At 26.9% G+C, this 25,017-nt stretch carries 23 protein-coding genes; 1 reads left to right on the top strand and 22 read right to left on the bottom strand.

Annotated elements, in window-relative coordinates; all coding sequences use genetic code 11:
• The 22 genes from AT682_RS05275 to AT682_RS05170 form a co-directional block, all read right to left on the bottom strand.
• Entirely contained in the window at positions 1-1,410 is a 1,410-nt protein-coding gene (locus tag AT682_RS05275) for a hypothetical protein (protein WP_004306905.1), read from the bottom strand.
• Position 1,411: 1 nt separating this feature from the next.
• Positions 1,412-2,461 carry an ankyrin repeat domain-containing protein gene (locus tag AT682_RS05270; RefSeq protein ID WP_004306904.1) on the bottom strand — a complete coding sequence of 350 codons (1,050 nt, stop codon included), beginning with the start codon at positions 2,459-2,461 and terminating at the stop codon, positions 1,412-1,414.
• Between the two features lie 85 nt (positions 2,462-2,546).
• On the bottom strand, positions 2,547-5,195 hold the full coding sequence (locus AT682_RS09670; protein ID WP_058207856.1) for a type VI secretion system Vgr family protein: 2,649 nt from the start codon (positions 5,193-5,195) through the stop codon (positions 2,547-2,549).
• Positions 5,196-5,331: 136 nt separating this feature from the next.
• Positions 5,332-5,970 carry a hypothetical protein gene (locus AT682_RS05260; RefSeq protein ID WP_002883661.1) on the bottom strand — a complete coding sequence of 213 codons (639 nt, stop codon included), beginning with the start codon at positions 5,968-5,970 and terminating at the stop codon, positions 5,332-5,334.
• Positions 5,970-6,320, bottom strand: coding sequence for a DUF4299 family protein (locus AT682_RS05255; protein ID WP_002791053.1), 351 nt, complete (start codon positions 6,318-6,320; stop codon positions 5,970-5,972). The genes AT682_RS05260 and AT682_RS05255 overlap by 1 nt, the downstream gene beginning before the upstream one ends.
• Before the next feature lie 45 nt (positions 6,321-6,365).
• Positions 6,366-7,016, bottom strand: coding sequence for a PoNe immunity protein domain-containing protein (locus AT682_RS05250; protein ID WP_002782034.1), 651 nt, complete (start codon positions 7,014-7,016; stop codon positions 6,366-6,368).
• On the bottom strand, positions 7,000-7,956 hold the full coding sequence (locus AT682_RS09580; RefSeq protein WP_170234848.1) for a hypothetical protein: 957 nt from the start codon (positions 7,954-7,956) through the stop codon (positions 7,000-7,002). Before AT682_RS09580 ends, AT682_RS05250 begins: the two co-directional genes overlap by 17 nt.
• A gap of 54 nt (positions 7,957-8,010) precedes the next feature.
• Entirely contained in the window at positions 8,011-8,568 is a 558-nt protein-coding gene (locus AT682_RS05240; RefSeq protein ID WP_002883866.1) for a hypothetical protein, read from the bottom strand.
• A gap of 78 nt (positions 8,569-8,646) precedes the next feature.
• Positions 8,647-9,213 (bottom strand): imm11 family protein, encoded by a 567-nt coding sequence (locus tag AT682_RS05235; protein WP_016818220.1) that lies wholly within the window; start codon positions 9,211-9,213, stop codon positions 8,647-8,649.
• Positions 9,213-9,989, bottom strand: coding sequence for an AHH domain-containing protein (locus AT682_RS09870; protein ID WP_236843940.1), 777 nt, complete (start codon positions 9,987-9,989; stop codon positions 9,213-9,215). The genes AT682_RS05235 and AT682_RS09870 overlap by 1 nt, the downstream gene beginning before the upstream one ends.
• Entirely contained in the window at positions 9,982-11,232 is a 1,251-nt protein-coding gene (locus tag AT682_RS05225) for a hypothetical protein (RefSeq protein WP_002913744.1), read from the bottom strand. The genes AT682_RS09870 and AT682_RS05225 overlap by 8 nt, the downstream gene beginning before the upstream one ends.
• Entirely contained in the window at positions 11,229-11,693 is a 465-nt protein-coding gene (locus tag AT682_RS05220; protein WP_002779732.1) for a hypothetical protein, read from the bottom strand. The genes AT682_RS05225 and AT682_RS05220 overlap by 4 nt, the downstream gene beginning before the upstream one ends.
• Before the next feature lie 45 nt (positions 11,694-11,738).
• Positions 11,739-12,677, bottom strand: coding sequence for an ankyrin repeat domain-containing protein (locus AT682_RS05215; RefSeq protein WP_016818297.1), 939 nt, complete (start codon positions 12,675-12,677; stop codon positions 11,739-11,741).
• 10 nt (positions 12,678-12,687) lie between these two features.
• Positions 12,688-14,388, bottom strand: a complete 1,701-nt coding sequence (locus AT682_RS05210) for a putative toxin (protein WP_016818296.1) — start codon at positions 14,386-14,388, stop codon at positions 12,688-12,690.
• On the bottom strand, positions 14,381-15,298 hold the full coding sequence (locus AT682_RS05205; RefSeq protein ID WP_016818295.1) for an ankyrin repeat domain-containing protein: 918 nt from the start codon (positions 15,296-15,298) through the stop codon (positions 14,381-14,383). The genes AT682_RS05210 and AT682_RS05205 overlap by 8 nt, the downstream gene beginning before the upstream one ends.
• Positions 15,299-15,363: 65 nt before the next feature.
• Positions 15,364-18,012, bottom strand: coding sequence for a type VI secretion system Vgr family protein (locus AT682_RS09665; protein ID WP_058207855.1), 2,649 nt, complete (start codon positions 18,010-18,012; stop codon positions 15,364-15,366).
• A gap of 150 nt (positions 18,013-18,162) precedes the next feature.
• Positions 18,163-19,071, bottom strand: coding sequence for a type VI secretion system baseplate subunit TssG (gene tssG, locus AT682_RS05195; RefSeq protein ID WP_002779653.1), 909 nt, complete (start codon positions 19,069-19,071; stop codon positions 18,163-18,165).
• Positions 19,068-20,789 carry a type VI secretion system baseplate subunit TssF gene (gene tssF / locus AT682_RS05190; RefSeq protein ID WP_002779654.1) on the bottom strand — a complete coding sequence of 574 codons (1,722 nt, stop codon included), beginning with the start codon at positions 20,787-20,789 and terminating at the stop codon, positions 19,068-19,070. The genes tssG and tssF overlap by 4 nt, the downstream gene beginning before the upstream one ends.
• Complete coding sequence (gene tssE, locus AT682_RS05185; protein WP_002779655.1) at positions 20,786-21,178, bottom strand: type VI secretion system baseplate subunit TssE; 393 nt, start codon at positions 21,176-21,178, stop codon at positions 20,786-20,788. The genes tssF and tssE overlap by 4 nt, the downstream gene beginning before the upstream one ends.
• Positions 21,179-21,180: 2 nt before the next feature.
• Positions 21,181-22,635, bottom strand: a complete 1,455-nt coding sequence (tssC, locus tag AT682_RS05180) for a type VI secretion system contractile sheath large subunit (protein ID WP_002800582.1) — start codon at positions 22,633-22,635, stop codon at positions 21,181-21,183.
• A 1-nt stretch (position 22,636) separates the two neighbouring features.
• On the bottom strand, positions 22,637-23,122 hold the full coding sequence (tssB, locus tag AT682_RS05175; protein ID WP_002800584.1) for a type VI secretion system contractile sheath small subunit: 486 nt from the start codon (positions 23,120-23,122) through the stop codon (positions 22,637-22,639).
• A gap of 68 nt (positions 23,123-23,190) precedes the next feature.
• Positions 23,191-24,438 (bottom strand): type VI secretion system domain-containing protein, encoded by a 1,248-nt coding sequence (locus AT682_RS05170; RefSeq protein ID WP_002882777.1) that lies wholly within the window; start codon positions 24,436-24,438, stop codon positions 23,191-23,193.
• 125 nt (positions 24,439-24,563) lie between these two features.
• Here AT682_RS05170 and tssJ point away from each other — a divergent pair, with 125 nt between their 5' ends.
• Positions 24,564-25,010: a type VI secretion system lipoprotein TssJ gene (gene tssJ, locus AT682_RS05165; RefSeq protein WP_002779659.1), complete on the top strand. Its 447-nt coding sequence runs from the start codon at positions 24,564-24,566 to the stop codon at positions 25,008-25,010.
• The last annotated feature ends 7 nt before the right edge of the window (positions 25,011-25,017 follow it).

Here is a 25,017-nt window from a genome sequence, read left to right as displayed (position 1 = left end):
CTAAGGTTCTAAAATAACTTGAAAATCAGCACTGATTTCTTTTCTATCTTGAGAATGTAAATTAGCATAAAAATTCACAAAATGTTTATCCAGATTAAAATCTTCCCCATTGATTTTTCCTAAATTGCTTCTAAAATTAAGTCTTTTGATAAAAACCCAACTAGGCCCTCCATTCAAAGCTTCCTTATACATTCTTATAAGTGCAGATCTTAAACCTTTCTCTTCATCTTTTAAAAGATTTTCAGCCTCTTCCTTTGTTTGATTTTCTGGCTCTTTAAAACGTTTTTTATTAAAATTTATAGAATACTCTTTTTCTTCTTTAGTTTTAGCTTTTGCTTGATTGTTTGGTTCTTTAAAAACAGACTTATAATTCTTACCATGATCGGTTATTTCTGTGCTTTTATTGCAAGCTATAGCATAGTCCATTCCATATAATCTTACACATTTTAATTGATAAGAAATTTGATCGGTTAAATTTAAAGCGCTACTATAAGCATAGTTTTTAACCTCTACTATCATTCTTTTTTTATCCTTAAGTGTGATAATAAAGTCAGGATCACTACCTTTTCCACTACGAATTCCATCTTCTTTAAAAACACCATCTGCATTGATTCTTTGATGATAAAGATGAGGAGCATGTCTTAAAAGAGCAAGAGAAACAACCCATTCAGCATAGTCAGCTCCTGCTCTTTTATTGATGAAATTTTTAAGTTTTTTAGTGTTTTTGTTATTAACAATATCTTTCAAATCAACTGTTTGTTTATTATGTCTTTTAACCTTAGCTTCTCTATCATTTTCAATTTTATCTATTTTTTTCTTGATTTCATCTTTCTCTTTGTTAGTTGTAGCTTGTTGTAATTGCTCGTTTGCTTTTTTCATTTCCTCTTCATAAGTTTTTTCAATGATGGCTTCATTTCTTGCTAAAATTTCTTCTGCTTTAGCTTTTAAACTATTTAGATCTTGATCTAATTCTCCATCTTTTTCTTGATAATGTTTTCTTTCTTCATCACTCACCTCAAGAGCTTCTTTGAATTCTTTAGGAGTTTGTAATTTCTCAAAAGGAGTATGTTTTAATCTTAGTTTAGTCCTTCTAAAATAAATAGGATTTTCTTGTTTTTCTAAACCTTTTCTTAAAAAAACATGTCCTCCTATAGGTTTTTCATCAAAGTCAGGATGTTCTAATTCTATATAAAAACTTAATTCCTCATCTTTAATCTCACTATTAGAAATTTCTATTTTTCCTTGATCATTGGCAGTATTATCATACAGGAGTGTCTTTTTATCTTTATCATATATTTTTACCTTAGCTCCTATGATAGGGATATTTTTGATCTTATTTTCATAATCCTCATGAAAATGTGCCTCCTCACACAGCATTAACTCAATCTCTCCTGTATGTATAGTGATCATTTTATGCCTTAGTCACTTCTATATCTCTATGAAACACTAAAGGAGTTTTTTCTACGATAGCTCGGTAGTTTTCCTTAAGTTGTTTTTTGCGCTCTTTTCCTATTTTTTCTTGTATTTTTCTTTTATCCCGCATTTCATCTTTAAATTCTCTAAGTTTTTCTTCACTGCCTAAAAGTTCTAAAGAACTTTTAGCTCCTGCTTTAAGAAGGTATTTTTTTATGGTTTCGCTTTTATTTTCTATAAGATCAAGAGCTGATTCTCCAAAATGATCAAAAACATTCACATTGGCTTCTGCTTCAATGAGTTTTTTAACTGTGCTAGAATAACATTCTTCTACAGCCAATATCAAAGCACTCTCTCCGTAATTAATAGCCCCTTTATTATATTCTATGATTTCATTGATATCTTTTATTTTACCACTATCGATTAAAGCATTAGCAAATTTTTGCTCTTCTGAAAGAAGAAATCTATGTAATAAATTTTCACCCTCTGAATTTTTAAGATTAGGATCTGCTCCTAATTCTAATAAAAAATGTAAAAGTTCTAATTTATTAGCTCTTTCTGTTTTACTGGCAAGGCCTAAGGGGATAGTATGAAAGATTATAGGTTTGTATTGTCCATCGCTATCATAAAAATAAGCATTGATATTAGCTCCTTTATCCACTAAAAGTTTAATAATTTTTTTTGTATGCTCTAAATCTAGCTCATCTTCACTCCAACCAATTGCATTACATCCAAGTAAAAAATTCAACCATGTTTGATCTTTTACAAATTGTAAAATAAATTCAAAAAATTCATAATCATAACACCAAGCAAGGTGAAATAATGGATCTAATATTGTACTTCTATACCATAGATCTAATTCATAAATATCCTTACCTTTTGGATCTTCTATGATGCAAACTACATTTATACCTTCTTTATGGATAAATTCTTGCCATTCTTTATAATATTTATCTTTAATGCTATGTTTGATTTCTCGGTCAAAAAACCATTTAAGCATAGGATTAGCTTGAACTTCTTCATAAGAGATGATTTTTTCTTTAGTCATTTTATTTCCTTTTTTATAATTTTTTATTTTTAATAACAAATTTTTAAATTTTTAAAAATTTTGACTATTTATAAATTTATATCACTTAATCTGCTCTTAAATCTCCTCCTTTAACTCTCAATCCTTTATTATCTATAATCACTTGAACCCCTCCAACTTGGATAATAACTTCTTTAGCTGTAGTTGTTATAGAAGTGGATTTTACTTGATTAATTATTCTATTGTGCGCTACAATAGTATTGTCTTTTTGTGCTAAAGATGAAACATTTTCTGCATTAACACAGTGATCTTTTTTAGCAACCATAAAGATAGATTTTTCTGTATGCTCTTGAATATTACCTTTTGCTTCTGTTACAAGTTCAGAATCTGTATAAACACTATATTTTCCTTGACTTTGTGTATGATGATAACCTCTAATAAATGTTTTTCTATTAGATGATACAGAACTTGTGTGTTCTCCTGTAATTCTTTCTTCGTAGTTTGTGCCTATTTCTACCTTTTTATTTTCTCCTACTTTTTCATAGCTATTTTTATGGATTTTTACTTCTTGATCTGTTCCTACATTTAAAGTATTACTTAAGCCCACATTAGTATCTTTAGAAAGTAGGGTATTTTCTAAATATTCAGCTCCTACATTGACATTTTTAAAACCTATGATATTTTGCATATGTCCTAAAGTAATAAATTCGGTATATAAGGCTCCCACTTCTGAAGTTTTATTATTTTTTATGGTTTGCTCATAATTATTACCTATTTCTTCTTTATAATCTTTTTGTGCTAGGATATAAATTTCTTCTTTGTCTTTGTCGTTTTTTAGGGTAATTTCATTCCTTGCTCTTGCATCGGTGTTATCCACTCCTACTGTGGAATTAGCCAAAGTAAGATAATGATTGTTTATAGAGCTTAATTCATAATCAGTATTTTCTTGAAGTTTTAATGTATCTAAACCTTTATCAATCATAGCAGGAACTACGCTTAAATAACTCAATGCATTTGTAGCGATTTCTCTTTTATATCTTGGATAATTATATTGAGGCATTGTTGTAGCCCCATTATACAAACTTCCACTTACATAAGGTTTATCTATATCATCATCTAAAAAAGAAATAATCACTTCATCTCCTATTCTTGGAGTATGAAAAAAACCTGAATGATTACTTGCTATATGAGAAGCTACTCTTAAAAAAGGAGTGTGATGATAAGATTTATAAGTATTGCTTGATAAATTAGAAGAATTTGTATCTATATCATTTGCAATAAAAGTATCATTATCTAATTCTTCTTGATTGGCATAAAGATTAATCCTTACCTTAACCCTTCCATGCTCATCAGTATAAATAGTATTTCTCTCACTTTCTATATCCTTACTCTCTCCTATAACAATACCTTGAGTGCTATTAGGAGCTTTAGGTTTAGCTTTAAAACTTGGAGTAAAGATAATATTCTTTTTTAGTAAAGTTAAAGTATTAGAATAAGATTTACTTAAATTTAAATCTTTTAAATTTAAATGATCATTAGTATTAATAGAATTAGCTAAGATGGCATCATCAATTAAGATTTGAGTATTAGTGATAATAATAAAGTCTTTAAGCAAAGAAGCTTTATCTTGTTTTTCTTCATCTTGATTTTTTATTTCTTCTTGATGATTAAACTCCTTATAATTTAAAGTGATAAAATCTCCTAAGCTAAGATGATAAATATTACTTTTTGCTAGTAAGCTTTCATTTAATACTAAGGCTCTTTTTTCTTTAAGAGAAGGCTTAGTCTTTAAATCAATGCTTTTTGTAAAAGAATATTCACTCTCATAAAAATGTTCATTATAACAAGCTTTGTTATTAAGTTCTTGTTCATAAGGAACTTTACTAGAGTGTAAAGATAAAAGATTTAAAGGAGTATTGGCATTAATACTAGAATGTGTAAAAGAATTAGTTCTTAAGCTTTGCTCTTTATAAATAGAAGAAATACAAGCTTGATTTAAAATATTATTAATATTAGGATTATACTCAATTTCTTTATTTTTTACATTTTTATACACATCACAAAAATAAATAGTGTTCTCATCTTCATAAAAAAAGATTCCATTATTATGGCTTAATCTTGTAATAAAGTCTAAATCACTTTCATTGTATTGAGAGATGAGTTCTTGTTCTTCATAATTAAAATGTATATTAGAATAATCAATTTCTTTATGTAAGATATCTTGATAAAAACCAAGGGTTTGTTTAATCACTTCTATAATATTAGTATGAGTATAAATACGATTGGCTTTATTTAAAGAAAGTCTTATCAAGACTGATTGAAGCTTAAAAGAAAAAAAATGCTTGTATTGTATTTGCTTAGTATTTGAAGTGCTATCGTTAATATTTAAAGCACTTTCATGATTAATACCTAGATATTTTATATAAGTGATAATTCCCTTATAGTTTTTTACTTCATTGTTATCAAAGTTTAAGGTATTATTCTCATAAGGATTATGGATACTTAAAATAGCTTCTTGATCGATTAAAACATTAGGATGAAAATTAAAAGTTGTAGGGGTGCTTGGATGAGATGAAGCATTGGTTAAAGTATTTAAAGAAAATAAATCTTGTTCTAAACTTTCAAAAAAGCCTTCACATTCTATAGAAAAAAGCTCTTCAAGACTTTCTTTGATGAGGGCTTTAGTGATTTTAAAGGGTAGGGGATTTGAAGTAGAATTTAAAATATCAAGACTCATGTAAGAATTAAGGGACATTGATGATCCTTTTGGGGGTTGAGTTTATGGTGTTTATAATTTGGTATAAATCCACTATGTTTTTAATTTTTATATTTATTATTTTAACACAAATAGCCTAAATTTGAGTAGAAAAAGAAATTGCTTATTTTTGTTATTAAAATCTATTTTTATCTAAATTTACTTCTATGATATTGAGTTCTTTTTCGCTGTTTTGTGTATTTTCTAAACGCAATTTTATTTTATTTGCACCCATGGGAGTTAAAATAGTAAAATATCTAGTATTATTTTCATAAAAACCCCAAATTTCATCAAATTCCAAATAATTTGCTAATCCATATTCTTTAAACTCACATTCTTTATAGATTGATTTTAAAAATTTTGGCACTTCATTAATAATAAAAAGTATTTTGATTTTTTCTTTTTGAGAATTAATATCCAATTCTTTAATCAGATTATTTTGATATTCTTGCTTAATTATTTCTATTATTTTTTTATTATCACAATTTTTTAAATCATTAAGATTAACATCCATTTCTTTTTTTAACTCTAATTCTTGAGGAAAATAATTTGTATTCTTATAATTAGAAGCTTGTGGTAATAATATATTTAATTGTTCATCACTTTTAAAAATTAATTTCGCTATATTCATAATTTTAATATTTAATTCTAATATAGCGTAAAAATCTTTTTTAGAAAAAATTTTATCTACACCTTTTTTCATATTTACAATATCTAAATTTTCATCAGATAAAAATTCTATAAGTTTATTTAAAAATATAGGTTGAGGAAGCATTACCACCCTTTAAGCTCTAAGCTTTCAAGCTCTTCTAAACTCATTGCTCTAATTAAAATCCTTTCTTCTGATTGAATTAAAGAAAAATCTTGCAATTTCTCTAAAGCTTCTTTATACTCTAAATACCCCAAAGGCTCATCTTTGCTAATGCTAAAAAAACTCAGCCTCCATTTGGTTTCTTTATCTTCATCATCTAATTCAAAATTTTCCCAAGGTTTTTTAAAAAGAATAGTATCTGTATCTTCACTTAGGGTGAAATTTATTATTAACCCATCGGGTGTTTCATAAAGTTTAGGCATAGCTTCATAAGCTTCTTCCCAACGCCTTTGTAAAAGTTTTAAATCTTCCATAAATTTTTCCTTAAATATAAAATGAAATTATAACTAAAAATCTTTTTATATTAAATCATAAGGAAAGTATTTGTATTGTTTAAATTCTTCTTTATCTAAATTCATTAGCTTTACAATTGCTGCACCTTCAAGATCCCAAGTATCTAGAGGATCTCTTAATCTTGTATGTTTTTTCATATATTGATGTAAAAACTCAATATCCTTAGTGGCTACAAATTCTTTAATAAGCTCGTGTTCTTTGCGAATACATTTGCGTTCTAAATTTAAATTCTTACCCTTAGATCCTATAAAATGCAAAAACCAGTCCCTATTGAGAATATCTCTTCTTTTTCTCTCATCTTCTTCTATTAATTCTAATACACAAGCAGTATCCATATCTAGCAATACTCTAATACAAAGTTCAAGAGCATTTCCTCTATAATAACCAATATCAATTGCAAATTCTAAACGATTTTTTTGTTTTAATAGTATGTATGCTTCTAAATCTTTTTTAACTAGATTTATATCATCACCACGAGAGTATTTATCTATAGCAATACATTTTTTTCCATCTGTTATAGAAAAAAAATAATTTTCCCTTCTTGCATCTCCTAGTGGAAGTTCTAAGAGTTTTTTTTCATCTTCTTTAATTTCTTCTTCCCACTCTATTATATGTTTCGTAAAATACGCTTCATCTTTGCTAGTATCTCTTGCCATTTTCTATCCTTTCTATTAAGTTTTTGGTTTTTGCATTTTTATCTAATTCTTTAATACTCACATTGCCTTTTTTATCAACATGAAATAAATCTTTTCTGACTTCATTGCTATTTTTTTTAAGAAGTTCTTTTATTTCTTTTCTATGTTTTTCATCTACAATGCCAAGTCTATTTCTACTCTTTTCTGTTATCCATTCATCACTCATTTGCTTAGTTTTTATATCTAATTTGCTTGTTCTAAACTTAGCTTCTGCAATGATATATTTTGGGTTTTTATTTGGATTGTAATAAATTCCATCAATTCCATGATGAATTTTATCATCAAGTCCTTGAACTTTATTTAAACTAATTCTTTTATAGCCTTTAGCTTTGTAATATTTATCCATTTGCATTTCAGTATAATTACCTTTTTGCCGATTATTTTTTAATGCTTGTATTTGCCTTGCTTTATCATTTTTATTTTTCTTATTTCTTTTACCTCCCATCCCTTCCCATCTTATCCTATCATATTTAATCTTAGCAAGAGGACTAGCTTGTATTTTAGCTAAAGCAAATTTAATCTTATTCTTTTTGGGTATAGCAAATATAGGATAACCTTTTATACTCATTCCTATCAAACCCATTTGTAACACAGAATGTTTATTATTAACTTTATGATCTGAATAAGTATAAGCAAATACCATAGCTACTTTAGTACAAGGTCCTCCTAGTATAGGTGGATTTAAACATCCACTTATACTGGCTCCTTGTATTTCATTATCAAGCATAATAGGAACATTGTCTGATTTTATTCTTTTAGCTTTTTTTGCTTTTAACTTAACTCTACCTCCATGTAAGCATACTAAAGTATTATCTTCTAAGATAGGATGCATACAAGAAGTATCAGGAGTTATATTAATATCTTCTATTCTAGGAATAAGGATTGTTCTTTTTTTAGCCATGAAAAGTCTTGTGGGTTTTTAAACTCGCTAAGATTAAATTAAATCATAAAACATTTATACAAAGCTAATTCTATTTTGTTTAATCATTCTAGCACGATTGATAAGAGCATAAAGGGCTAGAAATTCATCGTTAAGCATTTCCTTAAAGGTTTCACTGTATCTATCCCCATCAAATTCAATACTTCTATATTCTATAAGCTCTGCTTTAGCATTAGTGATAAAAGAAATGTATTTATCTCTTTGTTTATCGTGTTTAATACCTGCACATAAAGGTTTAAGTGCTTCATCATACCAAATCACTTCTAACTTTTCTTCTTTGATGATTCTTAGTGCTACTTCTTTTGTTAGATATTCTTTAATGTCTTTTCCATTGTATTTTTTTTGTTCATAATTCATCTGCAACATTTTATCAATGGCTTCTTTTTCACTATCAAAAGAATACTCAAGTTCAACACTTCCCCTTTCTCCAATATAAACAGCTTCGTATTTATTATTATCAGAATCAAACCACATAGTAAGATGGTATTCTCCTGAATGTTTATAAGAAGGATACCAATCTGTATCAATCAACTTTTCTTCTTCTATAATTAATTCTGCTTGTTCTCTTGTCATTTTTTATCCTTTATTATGGTATTTGTTTGATAAAACCTAATAAATTATATAGTTTATAATTGCAATATTTTCATATGATTAATTTTCATATACCATAACTTCACTAAAACTAAAACCTAATAAATTGTTTTCTCTTACTATTTTTCTAAATTCACTTGATACAAAAACAGGTACTTCATCATCTTTAATTCTAAATATATGGCTTCCATCAAGTTTTGATTTTTTTAAAACAGCTTTAGTAATACTTAAATATTCATCATTATCACCCATATAAGTATATACAGAATGTTCATAATCTAAAGCCTCAAGTGATTTTGTTACATGCATAATTTTACAATCATAATAATTTATTTCCTGACTTTTAATTTCTACATCTAAATATTGCACACAATCTTTAATTAAATCTTGCATTAAATTTATAAATTTAGGAGAGACTATACGCCAATTATATACATTAGATATTAAATCGGTCAGTATTTTACCATCATCTTTATCGATTTCAAAACTAGGTGTTTGCCAATTTGTGATAGGTTTGGATTCTAAAAGTGCATATTTGTCATTATTTTTTATATCTGGTTTAATACAATTTATCCAATTATCAACGTCATTATGTTGTCCATTATACATCATTTTATAATATTTCATTATTTTCTCTCCTTATAGTATTCTTTGCGAAGTATAGCAGGATTATTTTTGATTTCTTCTTTTAGTTTTTCAAATTCTTTTAAGAATTTATCCTTATCTCCTCTTGCTATTTTATCAATTTTACTCATTTTTTCAAGAATATATTCATGATATTCATTAGGATGTCTTCCGCGATGTGGCATTTTAACTTTATTCCAATCTCCATTTAGTTTTAAATCATATGAATTAAGTATCTCTTGAAATTTTGGAGTATATTTTTTATTCTTATCAGTGGCAATATGATGGGTTTGAATTGGTGGTTGTTTGTTATCGCTTCCTCCCCCTTCCCATCTTATCCTATCAAATTTAATCTTAGCAAGAGGACTAGCTTGTATTTTAGCTAAAGCAAATTTAATCTTATTCTTTTTGGGTATAGCAAATATAGGATAACCTTTTATACTCATTCCTATCAAACCCATTTGTAACACAGAATGTTTATTATTAACTTTATGATCTGAATAAGTATAAGCAAATACCATAGCTACTTTAGTACAAGGTCCTCCTAGTATAGGTGGATTTAAACATCCACTTATACTGGCTCCTTGTATTTCATTATCAAGCATAATAGGAACATTGTCTGATTTTATTCTTTTAGCTTTTTTTGCTTTTAACTTAACTCTACCTCCATGTAAGCATACTAAAGTATTATCTTCTAAGATAGGATGCAAACAAGAAGTATCAGGAGTTATATTAATATCTTCTATTCTAGGAATAAGGATTGTTCTTTTTTTAGCCATGAAAAGTCTTGTGGGTTTTAAGTATGTTTTCTAGTTGTTCATCTTTAGCATAAAGAAGCTTTTCTTCTAAAGAGCAATCAAAATTTAAAGGAAAAGGTTTTAGGGTATTTTTACTTAGAAATTTTTCCCAAAGTATAGAATTTTCTTTTGCTGAAAACTCCCAAAAATCATCTTTATTTTTATAAACATAGTCTTTATAATCTATAAAATTTACAAAATTGATATCTATATCTTTTTGTTTAGAAAGTATGCCTTGTATGTTTTCTTCTTCTGTGTTTTTTGGAATTTTGTTGTAATTAATAAGATAATAATTAAGTCTATCTTTGTTTAATTCTTGATTGTCAAGTTCATTTAAAAACTCTTTAGAATAATAATTTAAAAAGTAAGTATTTGCGTATTCTTCTATATATTCTTTAAAACTTCTTTTATGAATTAATTTATCTTGATTAATGGGATAAGATTTTAAAGTATTATTTTTAGAATCTAAAGTATGATCATATCCTACAAAAAAATAAGAAAAATCCATAAAAGCATAATCAGCACTGATTCCTTTACAAAGATTTAAAAACATATTTTCAAGTTCTAAAATGATTTTATCTTCTTTGCTTAAATTTAATTCTTTTTGTATCTCATCTTGACTTTTTGGAGTAAAAGTATGATTGATTCTGTGATTATAATTGTTAATTAAATATTCTAAGCTTTCATCACTAAAATTAAAGCTTAGCTCAAGTGAAGAATTAAAATAAATATCATATTTATTAAAGCAGGGTGCTAAATTATCTTTTTCTATAAAAATATCAATTTGATTTTGAGAAAAATTTTCTCCTTTTTCATCCCAAAAAGGAAAATTAGGAGAAAGATTTTTAAGCATACCAATCTCTGTCAAATCATTTTTTTGATAATATCGATGTAAAATATATTTACTTTTATCTCTACATAAACGATTATAAAATTGAGTATAATTTGAAGGCAAAAAATCAAGCCATTCATCATCACCATGTAGATTTATGCCTTCAAATTGATCAACACTAAAATAAGCTTTAAACTCTTGCATAGTTTTTAAGGTATTTTCTAAATGCTTATTATAAAATTTGTCTTTATTGGCTTGTTTAAATTCAAACCAATCTTTGGCATTTAAACGCTCGCCTTTTAAGCTCCAAGCATTAAGATATTTTTCATCACTAAAAGTTTTAGTAGAAAAAAGATAAAAGCTTACTCGATTAGAGCTTAATGTTTGTTTCATTTAAAATCTTTTAAAGCATATAAAAAGTCTTTAATATCACTTACTTGATCTTCTACCCAATCTTCTACTGTATAATCTTCATCACAATCGCTATCTTCATTATAATAATCTCCCCCTTCAAAGTCAGCAGGATCGTCATAAAGTTCCATTTCTATATGTTCTAATTCAAATTCCAAATCATTTATAAAATTTCGAAGATTTACGCCATTAAATTCACTTTTATCATATTCTAAAACAGCAATAAGATTAGGCGGCAAGGTAACTTTATATTTTGCATCAACTTTTAAATTGCCATTTTCTACTAAATTTTTATATTCATAGCTTAAAATGCTACTTATAAAAGCTCTTCGTTCGTATTTTTTTAAACCATATAAAGCATCTTTTAAATAATTGTCATTTTTAAGATAGTATTTAAACACTTCTTGTATATATTCATCATCCAATAATTTTTTATTTTTCATTATCTTTCCTTATAATTTATTTTAGCAAAGTGAATTTCTATTCCCTCATTCACTTTCTTTAGCCTTTTTTATAGCATCGTTTAAAAGTTTGGAGCATTCATCACGATATTTACCCAATAAATCAAAATCAGTTTTTCCATCAATTTCACAATGAGAATCATCATATGCTGGTAAATTATATTTTTTTCTAATTTCATTTGAAGTCATTGCTCCTGCATCTTTTAAAAGTTTTTTATTTCTAGATCCTTTTGCATCATCTAAAGGAGTTCTTGGGGTAGCAAAATTCACATTAGCTCCAAGTTCGATTAAAAGCTGTGTAACCTTATAAGTTTCAGGTTCGCTTACAGCTTCAAATAAAAGAGTTTTGCTGTATTTTCTTAATTTACTAAAAGTTTGCATATCTACATTAGCTCCTCCTTTAATAGCTAGTTCTAATAATTCATAATTATTGCGTCTAGCCCAAAAATGCATAGGAGTCCAACCAAAGTCATCTTCATGCACTTCAAATTTAGCTCCACGATTGACTAGATACTTAATGATTTGAGAATTTGGATTATCAGCACTTAATATATAATCATAAATTAGGGCGTTTTGATAAATAATGGTATCTTCTACTTCTTCCATTAAGATATATTTATCATTAGCTTCTTTAATATATTTCATATCACTATGATAAAAATTATATTTAGGATCTTTTAAACTTAAACCATACTCATCAAATAAATAATCTAAAATAGAAAAATCATTATTATTATCTTCACAAGCAAATGCAGCTCTTAATATTAAATTCATAGGTTCAAATAAAGGGTATTCATTATCTTTATTTTTAAAATGAAGCTCATAACAAGATATTTTTACAGGATAATCCTTTAAAATATCTTTTAGCTTAACTAAATCATTATTATCTATAATTTCAAGAACTAAATCTTCTAATTCATCTTTTTGTTTGTAACTCATAGCTTTGATATCTTCTAGTTTTTTCATTGTTTTTCCTTTAATTTTTTTGTATTTGTTTGTTTTTGTTTAATTCTTCTTCTATATTAGCAGAATTATTTAAATTTAATCTTTTTATGATAATTTTATTAGGTGCTGCTCCTTTTATGTGATGTAGATACATTTCTTTAAATATTGTTTTTATGCTTCTGTGAGCATGTCTGTGGTAGATAAAACCACTTCTTGATCCTTTATGGTTTTTATTGTCTTTATTAAATATCTCTAGATTAGTTATATTATCTATTAATTTTGTGTAATGATTGCATAAAAATAAATAATCAAGCTCATATTCTCTAGCAAGTTTTAACTCAAAGCTTATTTGTTCTGTTAAAGCTTGATCTTGGACATTTTTAACCTCTACTAAAGTAGGGTAATCATTTAAGGTTACTAAAAAATCAGGTATGGTATGATTAAAACTATGGGTATTAAAATTTGCATCTATTTTTCTTCTATTGGATAAATACCTAGTTGATCTTTTAGCAAAAAGCATAGAAGCAGCATATTCACCTGCATCTCCTATATCTTTTGAATTGATATTTTTATTTTTTTGTTCTTCTTGGTTTTGATTTTTTTTAGTCAGTTTCTTTTTCTTGTTATCATCAGTGTTATTTTTATTGGCATTACTAGTTTGTTGAGGGTTTTGAAGAACTTTTATAATGTCTTTATAATCTTTAACTTTTTTTTGATTTCTTTGTAAAAATTCAAGTCTACCTAGTAGATTTAGTTCTTTAGGTGATTTGTTTTTATTATCTTGCAATCTGCCAATTCTTTCCTCTAATTTTTCTTTATCTGTAATAATATCTTTTAAACTTTTATCATCTTTAAGCAAGATTTTGGTTATTTCATCTGCTTTTTTTCCACAAGCTTTTTTAATAGCTTGTGCTTGTTGTATTTTATCATCTTCTGTAAATTCTTTATTTTCATTTAAGGCTTGTAGGAATTCTTTAGGGCTTTGTAAAGTTAAATTAGGATTTTTTATTTTAGCTATATTTCTTTGAAAGCTTAAATCTATATTTTTTTCTTCCTTTCTTCCTTTTCTAAAATCAGTCACTACAAAGCCCTTATCTTCTAAAGGCACAGGATCAAAGTGTAATGTTTCATTTTTATCTAAAGATACTAATCTTGGTATTAAAACATAAATTCCTTTTTCAAAGCATTTATCAAAAAATTCTGCTCCAACTTTAGCTATACCATTTTTTACTTCAAAGCCATCATATCCTAGCTCTTCATTTAAACTTTTGATATCATTATCTTTACTTGTATAAACATCGTAAAATATATCATAGTCTTTAAAATTTTCTGTATTTCTTGATAAAGGCTTGGCTTCTCTTTCTTCATAGGCTTTATTTAGCGTATCAATATTCTTCTCACCAAAATAAGCATTGATTGCATCATTTCCCTTTTCATCATTGCTAAATAATACATTTTTACTTTTTTCTTCTTTTTTTCTTTTTTCTTCTCTTGCTTTTATTTTGTTTTGCTCTGAAGTTTTATCAATATCTACAGTTTTTCCATCCTCATCTATAAGATAAATTTTAGATTTGCCTTTTTTTTCTATTTTTTTCACTTCTTTTCCATTTTGTGTTTGCAAATGAAAAGGACTGTAAAAACATAATTTACAATTTTCTAATATATAAACTTTTTGGAATTCTTTGATATGAAAATTGACTTTAGCAAAGTCAATTTTTATTCCCTCATTCACTTTCTTTAGCCTTTTTTATAGCATCGTTTAGTAATTTACAATATTTTTCCATATAGCTTTCATCTTTTTCGCACTCTTCACTATCCCAGTATATATTGTATTTTTTGTCAAGTTGAGCTGAAGTCATTGCTCCTGCATCTTTTAAAAGCTTTTTATTTCTAGATCCTTTTGCATTATCTAAAGGAGATGTTGGGGTGATAAAATTTACATTAGCTCCAAGTTCGATTAAAAGCTGTGTAACCCTATAGGTTTCTGCTTCTTTTACAGCTTCAAATAAAAGGGTTTCATTGTATTCGCTTTTTGGATCAAGCAAGGTTTGCATATCTACATTAGCTCCTCCTTTAATAGCTAATTCTAATAATTCATAATTATTTTGCATAACCCAAAAATGCATAGGAGTCCAACCAAAGCCATCTTTATGCACTTCAAATTTAGCTCCACGATTGACTAGATACTTAATGATTTGAGAATTTGGATTATCAGCATTGAGTATATAATCATAAATTAGAGCGTTTTGATAAATACAAGGATCATCTTCTACTTCTTCCATTAAGATATATTTATCATTAGCTTCTTTGATGTGTTTCATGTCAATAAGAACAAAATTATATTTAGGATCTTTTAAACTTAATCCATACTCATCAAATAAATAGTCTAAAATAGAAAAATCATTATTATTATCTTCACAAGCATGTGCAGCTCTTATTATTAGATTAAAAGGATCAAATAAAGGAAAGTCTCCATCCTCATCTTTAATATTAAGCTCATAACAAGATATTTTTACAGGATAATCCTTTAAAATATCTTTTAGCTTAACTAAATCATTATCATCTATAATTTCAAGAACTAAATCTTCTAACTCATCTTTTTCTTGATAGCTCATAGCTTTGATATCTTCTAGTTTTTTCATTGTTTTTCCTTTCTTTGTAAATTGGGTTTTTTATGATTTTAGTTTTAATTTTAAGAAAATTGCTTTTAATCCGCTCTTAAATCACCTCCTTTTACTCTTAAACCTTTGCTATCTATAATCACTTGTGTTGTTCCTACTTGTAGTATAATTTTATCTTTTGTTTGTGTAATAGTTGTATTTCCTACCCTAGAAACGATTTGTTTTTGTGCTGTTAAAACACTTTCTTGATTTGCCATAGTATTTACATTATCAGCTGTAAAAGAGCAATTTTTCTTGGCTTTAAAACTAATAGAATCATCAGCTTCAGCTTTGAAATACTCATTTGTTTCTATGCTTAGATCTTGTTTGGAATAAAATTTTATACTTTGATTGGTTTGAAGCACATAAGAACCTTTTATGGTTTCATTTTTGTTATGTCCTATTCTTTGGATAAAATCATTTTTGATATCTTGCTCTAGATTGTTATTGATTATTACTCTTTTATCATTTCCTATCTTTTCTTCGTGGTTTTGTCCGATATTGACTTCATTGCTGATTCCTACATTTAAAGTATTACTTAAGCCCACATTAGTATCTTTAGAAAGTAGGGTATTTTCTAAATATTCAGCTCCTACATTGACATTTTTAAAACCTATGATATTTTGCATATGTCCTAAAGTAATAAATTCGGTATATAAGGCTCCCACTTCTGAAGTTTTATTATTTTTTATGGTTTGCTCATAATTATTACCTATTTCTTCTTTATAATCTTTTTGTGCTAGGATATAAATTTCTTCTTTGTCTTTGTCGTTTTTTAGGGTAATTTCATTCCTTGCTCTTGCATCGGTGTTATCCACTCCTACTGTGGAATTAGCCAAAGTAAGATAATGATTGTTTATAGAGCTTAATTCATAATCAGTATTTTCTTGAAGTTTTAATGTATCTAAACCTTTATCAATCATAGCAGGAACTACGCTTAAATAACTCAATGCATTTGTAGCGATTTCTCTTTTATATCTTGGATAATTATATTGGGGCATTGTTGTAGCCCCATTATACAAACTTCCACTTACATAAGGTTTATCTATATCATCATCTAAAAAAGAAATAATCACTTCATCTCCTATTCTTGGAGTATGAAAAAAACCTGAATGATTACTTGCTATATGAGAAGCTACTCTTAAAAAAGGAGTGTGATGATAAGATTTATAAGTATTGCTTGATAAATTAGAAGAATTTGTATCTATATCATTTGCAATAAAAGTATCATTATCTAATTCTTCTTGATTGGCATAAAGATTAATCCTTACCTTAACCCTTCCATGCTCATCAGTATAAATAGTATTTCTCTCACTTTCTATATCCTTACTCTCTCCTATAACAATACCTTGAGTGCTATTAGGAGCTTTAGGTTTAGCTTTAAAACTTGGAGTAAAGATAATATTCTTTTTTAGTAAAGTTAAAGTATTAGAATAAGATTTACTTAAATTTAAATCTTTTAAATTTAAATGATCATTAGTATTAATAGAATTAGCTAAGATGGCATCATCAATTAAGATTTGAGTATTAGTGATAATAATAAAGTCTTTAAGCAAAGAAGCTTTATCTTGTTTTTCTTCATCTTGATTTTTTATTTCTTCTTGATGATTAAACTCCTTATAATTTAAAGTGATAAAATCTCCTAAGCTAAGATGATAAATATTACTTTTTGCTAGTAAGCTTTCATTTAATACTAAGGCTCTTTTTTCTTTAAGAGAAGGCTTAGTCTTTAAATCAATGCTTTTTGTAAAAGAATATTCACTCTCATAAAAATGTTCATTATAACAAGCTTTGTTATTAAGTTCTTGTTCATAAGGAACTTTACTAGAGTGTAAAGATAAAAGATTTAAAGGAGTATTGGCATTAATACTAGAATGTGTAAAAGAATTAGTTCTTAAGCTTTGCTCTTTATAAATAGAAGAAATACAAGCTTGATTTAAAATATTATTAATATTAGGATTATACTCAATTTCTTTATTTTTTACATTTTTATACACATCACAAAAATAAATAGTGTTCTCATCTTCATAAAAAAAGATTCCATTATTATGGCTTAATCTTGTAATAAAGTCTAAATCACTTTCATTGTATTGAGAGATGAGTTCTTGTTCTTCATAATTAAAATGTATATTAGAATAATCAATTTCTTTATGTAAGATATCTTGATAAAAACCAAGGGTTTGTTTAATCACTTCTATAATATTAGTATGAGTATAAATACGATTGGCTTTATTTAAAGAAAGTCTTATCAAGACTGATTGAAGCTTAAAAGAAAAAAAATGCTTGTATTGTATTTGCTTAGTATTTGAAGTGCTATCGTTAATATTTAAAGCACTTTCATGATTAATACCTAGATATTTTATATAAGTGATAATTCCCTTATAGTTTTTTACTTCATTGTTATCAAAGTTTAAGGTATTATTCTCATAAGGATTATGGATACTTAAAATAGCTTCTTGATCGATTAAAACATTAGGATGAAAATTAAAAGTTGTAGGGGTGCTTGGATGAGATGAAGCATTGGTTAAAGTATTTAAAGAAAATAAATCTTGTTCTAAACTTTCAAAAAAGCCTTCACATTCTATAGAAAAAAGCTCTTCAAGACTTTCTTTGATGAGGGCTTTAGTGATTTTAAAGGGTAGGGGATTTGAAGTAGAATTTGATATATTAAGACTCATGTAAGAATTAAGGGACATTGATGATCCTTTTGGGTTTGTTGATGATTAATAGCCTATAAGCTTATGTGATTTATTTTAACATAAAGTGGGTAAAATAAAGTTTATTTTAGGGTATGGTTTATGGGTGAAGAGAGGTTGTGATTTTTTTAAACATATTTTTGTGTTAGCTTATTCACATAGTTTCATATATACTATTGTATATTTTTTTTGCGTATTACCTAAAATTTTTGCCCAACCAAGTTTGGCAGTATTTTCTTCTCCTAACACAAACTTCATTTCTGAAGAATAGTTGATTTTAAGATATAAATCAACACAAAATTCATTATTTGTTAAAAACATTATGCTATTTTTTAAATCATCGTGTTTGGTTCCATTGGGCATAAATTTAACCGCTTCTTGATATGAAATATCCTTTATATAGATCGCTATTTTGTTTTGATAAGAGATAAATTTATCGCCCAATATAAAATTATTTCCTAAAATATTGTTCTTTATTCCTAAGTTATTTTTTTGCGAATTTGAAATTAAAATTTGATGGGGTAAATTTTCAATAATTGATAATTTATCCTTAAGTTTAAAATTGACCTGTAAAACTCTTTCAATGTGTGTTTTAGGTCGTCTTAAACTTAGTAGTAAAGGTGCAAATGGTAAATATTTTTTTGCAATATCGTATTCTTTAATTCCCAACATGCTAAATAAAATTTTTGAAATAGAATCTTTAAAATTTTCATTAAAAGATCGTGGATAATTTTTTAAGCTTATTACATCAAAAAATATCCAAAGCAAATAATGATTAAAGAAATCAAAGAATAGAGTCCAACCTTGGTCGCCATCTTCATTTCTTGACAGTTTATCTAGCATAAATGAAGGAAGTTGTGAAGAGACTCCATGTAGCCCCATGAAATTTATAAACAATTCTATAACTGATTGTTCGTGTTCTGAAAAAATGATTTTTTCTATATCTTTATTTGGATGTTTTAAACTTTTATTTGTTCTTAAAAATATATTCTTTCTTCCATAGTCTTTTTCTAATTTTTTTATTAATTTAAAAAAACTATATGAAGTAAGATTATTCATATTAAAGCTTTTTTTCCAAAAGAAGCAGGGTAATGTAAAATTTCTTTTGAGTCGAGGCATCTTATTTTTAACTCACAAAAGGAGTTAATACTAGCAAAAGAAGCTAAAAATTTAGATATAATCAATCCCAATAAATATACCTCGCCTAAAGTGTAAAACTTCGAATCTTTAATACTAAAAATAGCTAAGGTCCCTTTTTTTGTGATATTTTCATCTATTAAATAAGTGCTTTTACTTTGAATATCGATTATAGATTCTTGCAAAAGCTTATAAATCTTCCAATTTGATTGATTATCTAAAAAGCTATAGCTTTCCAACACACCAAAAAAAGCTTTTTTGCTCAATATTGTTTGATATGAAAAAGATAACACAGAAACAAGCTTCCATAATAAATTACCATCAACACTACATCTTCTTGTTTCGCTTGGAATTTCCACATTTTTGGTATCGACACCTTTTAGATCGCAGGTATTAATATCACCTATTTTTAATTTTGAAGGTAAATCTCCATTGGAGCACAAAAGATCAATACTTATAGTTTCATCCATTATATAAGAGGAAAAGAAAGAAATTTCGCTAAATACTTCTCCTTTGGAATTCTTTTTAGTATTTACGCTATAAAAATCCTTTTGATTATCTTTTAAAAATTCAAAGCGTTCAAAACTTTTATAGTTTTTTAATAACCTTTTGCCGCCTTCACTATTATGTGCTTTAACCTGTAGTGTCTGTATGATTTCGTAAGCTTTAGGTTGGCTTCTATCCACAAAAATTCTATAACTATCTTTTTTGTGATTATTTATAAGAGGTTCTGCACTTTTTGTAAAGATATTGATAATAGGTGTCATGCTTAAAGAAAGTAATTCTTTTCTAAAAATACAATTTGCAGGAAATGGTTTAGAGAATTTAAATTCAATATTAATTGTCTTTCCTTGGCAATTATTTAAAATATCCAAACCATTGATTCTTAAAAAATTAAATTTATGTGGCATGAAAAAATATTCTCTTAGTAAGGAAAATGCTTCAAAACCTAAATCATTATAAGATAAACTACTTTCGTCTGGATTCAATCCTATTTTTTCAATATTATAGGTATTAAGAAAAAATTCTTCATCAGTATCTAAACTTTGAATTTTTAATTCTTTTAAATAAGAATGCATGTATAATAATAAAGTACTAGACATATAGGTATCATTGCCTAGATATAAATTAATTTTTTCCAAACCCAAATCACATATTTTCGTTTCTGCCTTATTGACTTGCAAAGTTAAATTGAAAGTATAATCTTGATTTTTACTAGATATAAAAACTTCGCTGATGGAGATAGAATAAAGATAAACATCATATACTGTTTTAAATTCACAAACACATTTGTCTATTGGTTTTGATTTAATAAGAGTTCCTTTGGGAATAATTAAATTATTTTCTTTACTATTTTGTTCAAATTTAAATTCTTGCATGCATAAAGAAGGTAAAGGATTTGTATAATTTGGAGAAACAATATTAATCAAAGATTCTGCAATGTGTGGTATATTTTCATCAAGCTCTTGATGGATTTTAGAGCTTAAAATAGCTAAATTTTCAATAATTCTTTCTATATCAGGATCTTTGCTATCATATGCCAAAAATGGTGTTAACTTTGGATAATTTTTTATAAAATACTCTCTTTTTTCATATAGATATTCAAGCTCTTTTTGATAATAAAAAATATTATCCTTCATTTAACCTCGCAATATCTATTGTTTTTAAAGATGATTTCTATATTAAATTCTTTAAAACGATCATCCTGAAAAAAACATTTTACAATAAAAGAAAGTTGCCAAGGACTTAAATTATTATCATAAGTGATAGAAACTACACATATTCTTTTTTCATAGTTATCAATTAGTTTTCTTATTTCCTTGGCCATTGATACGCATAATTCATTAGAGTTAAGATTAATATCAGCCATATTAGGCATTCCTAAATTTTTTACAGCATAACAATCATTAATTTTTGCATTGAGCAAAACCTTTATATTGTTTTTTACATCCTCAAAATCATTTTGATAGAATGGAATATGAATGTTTTGCTCATCTAAATTATGGATTAGTTTATCTAGCAAGGACATTGTTATTCTTTATCTAATTTTCCTACTAAAGAAAGTTCAAAATTACCGCCCATATATTTAAAATGAGGTCGGACACTTAGTCCTATTTTATACCATCCTGGCTCTCCTGGTATATCATTAACTTTCACTTGTGCTGCTCTAAATGGACGACGACTTCTTACTTCAGAAGGTGGATTTTCTTGATCGGAAATATATTGTCTAATCCATTCATTAAGTCCATTTTCAATATCGCTTCTTTCTTTCCAGCTCCCTATTTCTTCTCGTTGTAAAACCTTTAAATAGTGTGCCAATCTTGAAATTAAAAAGATATATGGAAGTTGAGTTCCTAATCTGTAATTTGTTTCAGCTTCTTTACCTTCTGGGGTATTTTGAAATAATTTTGGTTTTAACGGAGAATTTGCTGAAAAAAATGCTGCATTATTACTATCTCTTCTTAATGTTAAGGTTATAAAACCTGCTTCGGCAAGTTCATACTCTCTCCTATCTGTAATCAAAACTTCTGTAGGTATTTTTGATTGTATAGTTCCAAAATTTTCATAAAGATAAGTAGGCAGATCCTTAACAGTCCCTCCACTTTTTGGTCCTATAATATTTCCACACCATCTATATTTAGCAAAGCTTTCTGTTAATCTTGTACAAAAAGTATACGAAGAATTAGCCCACAATAAATGATTATGCGAAGCATGAACATTTTCTTTATAGTTAAAGCTTTTAATAGGGTTTTCTTCAGGATCATAAGGGCTTCTTGCTAAAAATCTTGTCACTAGTAAGCCTGTATATTTAGAGTCTTCATTTTCTCTAAAAGTTCTCCACCTTGTATATTGAGGACCTTCTAGCAAACCTTGCAAATCTTGAATATTCGCAAGTTCAGAATAATCATCAAGCCCAAAAAATTTTGGTCCAAAAGATGTTAAAAAGGGAGAATGACTCATAGCCGCAATACTAGCCATTTTATTTAAAAAAGTCATATCAGGACTTGCTGATCCAAGTTGATAATCTCCAATGATTGCTCCTACAGGCTCTCCTCCAAATTGTCCATATTCTGAAGAATATATATTTTTATAAACAACGCTTTGTGTTATATCTGGATTGTTTTCAAAATCCTCTAAAGCTTCTTCTTTTCTTATATCAAATAGGTCAATTTTTATATTTTCATTAAAATCAGTTCTTTCAACTAGAAATCTAAGTCCACGCCAAGTAGATTCAAGTTTTTGAAATTCTTCATTATGTAAAACTTCATCCATTTGTTTTGAGAGTAAATAATCAATATGGGCTATCATTTCATCAAGTGCAAATTTATTGATTTTTTCTTCAGCATTGTCGCTTTTTACAATTTCTGAAATAAATTCAGCAACACCTCTTTTAGCAATACTATAACTTTCATCGGTTTTAGAGTATTTGCTTTTCTCCATAATTTGTTCAATAATTGGCATATCAACTGCTTTAGTATTTGCCATCTTAATTTCCTTGCTCTTCTTGTTTAATTTCTAAAAGTAATTTTTCTTTAGTTTTTTCATTTTTTAACGCTTCTAAAACAGCTTTTCTAAAATCAGGAATATTACCCATAGGACCTTTTAAAGCCATTAATGCTTCTCTTAGCTGCAATAATTTGTTTAGCTCGGGTATTTGTTTAGCTAAGCTATCTGGAGAAAAATCCTTCATACTAGCAATATTGAGCTTAACATCAAGCTCTTCAGCTCCTGTTCCAAGAGTGTTTTTTACGCTAAAACTTGTTGTTATATTGAGTTTTCTCATGACTTGATCAAAATTAATCTTATTAATTTGCAAAATTTCTCTTTCCTCTAAAGGAGTTTCGTTTTTTCCTTTTAAATTTGCCATTACCATTAATTTTAACGGCAACTCCACATCCTCATTTTGTCCATTAGTTTTAGCTTTATATGTAATATTAATCCGCTCTTTTGGAGCATAAGATCCATCTGACATTTAAAATCCTTAAAAACAAAATTTTTAGTTTAATAATTATATTAAAATTTACTAAATTTAATCTTGTATCACTTAATTTTACTTTTTGCGTTTTCGTATTCTTCGGCTAGATAATCTTTTAGTAGAGTTTTCTCCATTAACTCTACTAAGTATATATTTAAAATTTTAGAGTTCTTTTTCATTCCTTTTGACTCAAAAATTTTTACCATATCTAGCAAGGAATTAATATTATTCATAATAGAATTATTAAAATTTTCTTTATCAATATTCATCAGCATTTGCTCAAAATCTTGTAGTGTATGTTCTTTGTCAGTTTTTTTACTTGAAAAAAAACTTTTTTTATTTTCTTTGGATTTAACAAAATATTTATAAACTTCTTCTTTGCAGATAAAATCACCATTTTGAAAACGGAGAAGTTCAATAGTATCAAATTTAGAAATAAAATCACTTGTTAATATTATAAGAATGTCTAATTGTTTATTTTTTTTCTTTTTTTCTAAAAAATCACAAAAGAGTTGCACACCCTCTATCCAAAAAGGATTTAAAATAAGTTCATGCATAAAACATTTAATATGTTCTATGTCATTTTCTTTATCAGAAAGTAATATGCGAATTATATCTGCATCAGGTTTTCTTATTTTAGTAATTTTTTCATTATTACATTCAGGCAAACACCTGATTTTTCCCCACATTGCTTGGGTGAATAAAGCGTAGATATTGAGATTATTTTCATCCTCTTCCAAAAGCTCAAATGCAAGTTTTTGATAAAAATTTTTATATTCTCTCTCGTTTAAAGAGTTAATATTATCGCTTCTAATGTTTACAGAGACTTGAGTTACAGGAGGTTTTGGAAGTTGTGGTGCAACTTGAGCAATTTCAATTTTTGCAAAATTGCAAGATAGTAAATCTTCAAATTCGGAAAATAAAGTAATAAATTGATTAACAATCTCAGATGATATACGCACTTTTGTTTTATTGTATTCTTGAATAAAATTTTGAATAAAAATTTGAATTTTTCGCTTTTGAGCTAATATATAAGCATTATTTTCATCTATAAGTTTTTTTAAATGTTGAAAAAGAAGCAAAAGCTTTTCAAAGCATTCTTCATTGTTTAAGTTAAAACACGATAAAAGAAAATAGTTGCAAATTTTAAAATCTAAAGAATGATTTAATAATATAAACTGAGAATATTGATAAACTTTATCCCAAGAAATATTTTCATGGTTTAAAGTCTTATATTTTGACATCTCATCTTCAAGCAACTGAAATTCTTGTAGTTCATCTAAATTATTTTTCAATTGATCACAAAAATACATTTAATTCCTCCAAAAATTTGCCTCATTATAATTAAATTTTAAAAAATATTATGTTAATTTTTTAAAAAAATTACTCAATTAATCATAAATTATATATTCTAAGATAGAAAGGATACTTTAGTTTCATGTTTTGTAAAAAAAGCTTATTTTTTTTATTGCCATTATTCTTTTGCGCTTGCTCAAGTGTTGTTAGCGTTAAGATAAATAATGTAGAGAATTCCAATCTTAATAATAGACATGATGATGTTCCTGTTACGGCTATTGTATATCAACTTAAGGATATTAAAAAATTTGAAGAAGCAAGTGATATAGATTTGGCTACTAGAGAAGAGGGGGTACTAGGCAAGGATAAACTTGATTCTATTAAAACGCAAATTGCACCTAAAGACAATATTATCGCGGTTAAAGTAGATGAAGAAGAGGTTCCTTATGTAGGCATTCTTGTATTATTTGCAAATAATACAAAAAAAACAACAAAAATATGGGCAAAGACCGAAGATGCAAATGGGTTTGGGAAGAATAAGTATTTAAAATTTGAAATATCCAAAGAAGGTATCAAAAGAATTAAATAGGAATAAT

Source organism: Campylobacter jejuni (assembly GCF_001457695.1).
In the GTDB taxonomy this organism is placed as follows: domain Bacteria; phylum Campylobacterota; class Campylobacteria; order Campylobacterales; family Campylobacteraceae; genus Campylobacter_D; species Campylobacter_D jejuni.
This window is presented reverse-complemented; position numbering and strand designations above follow the sequence as displayed.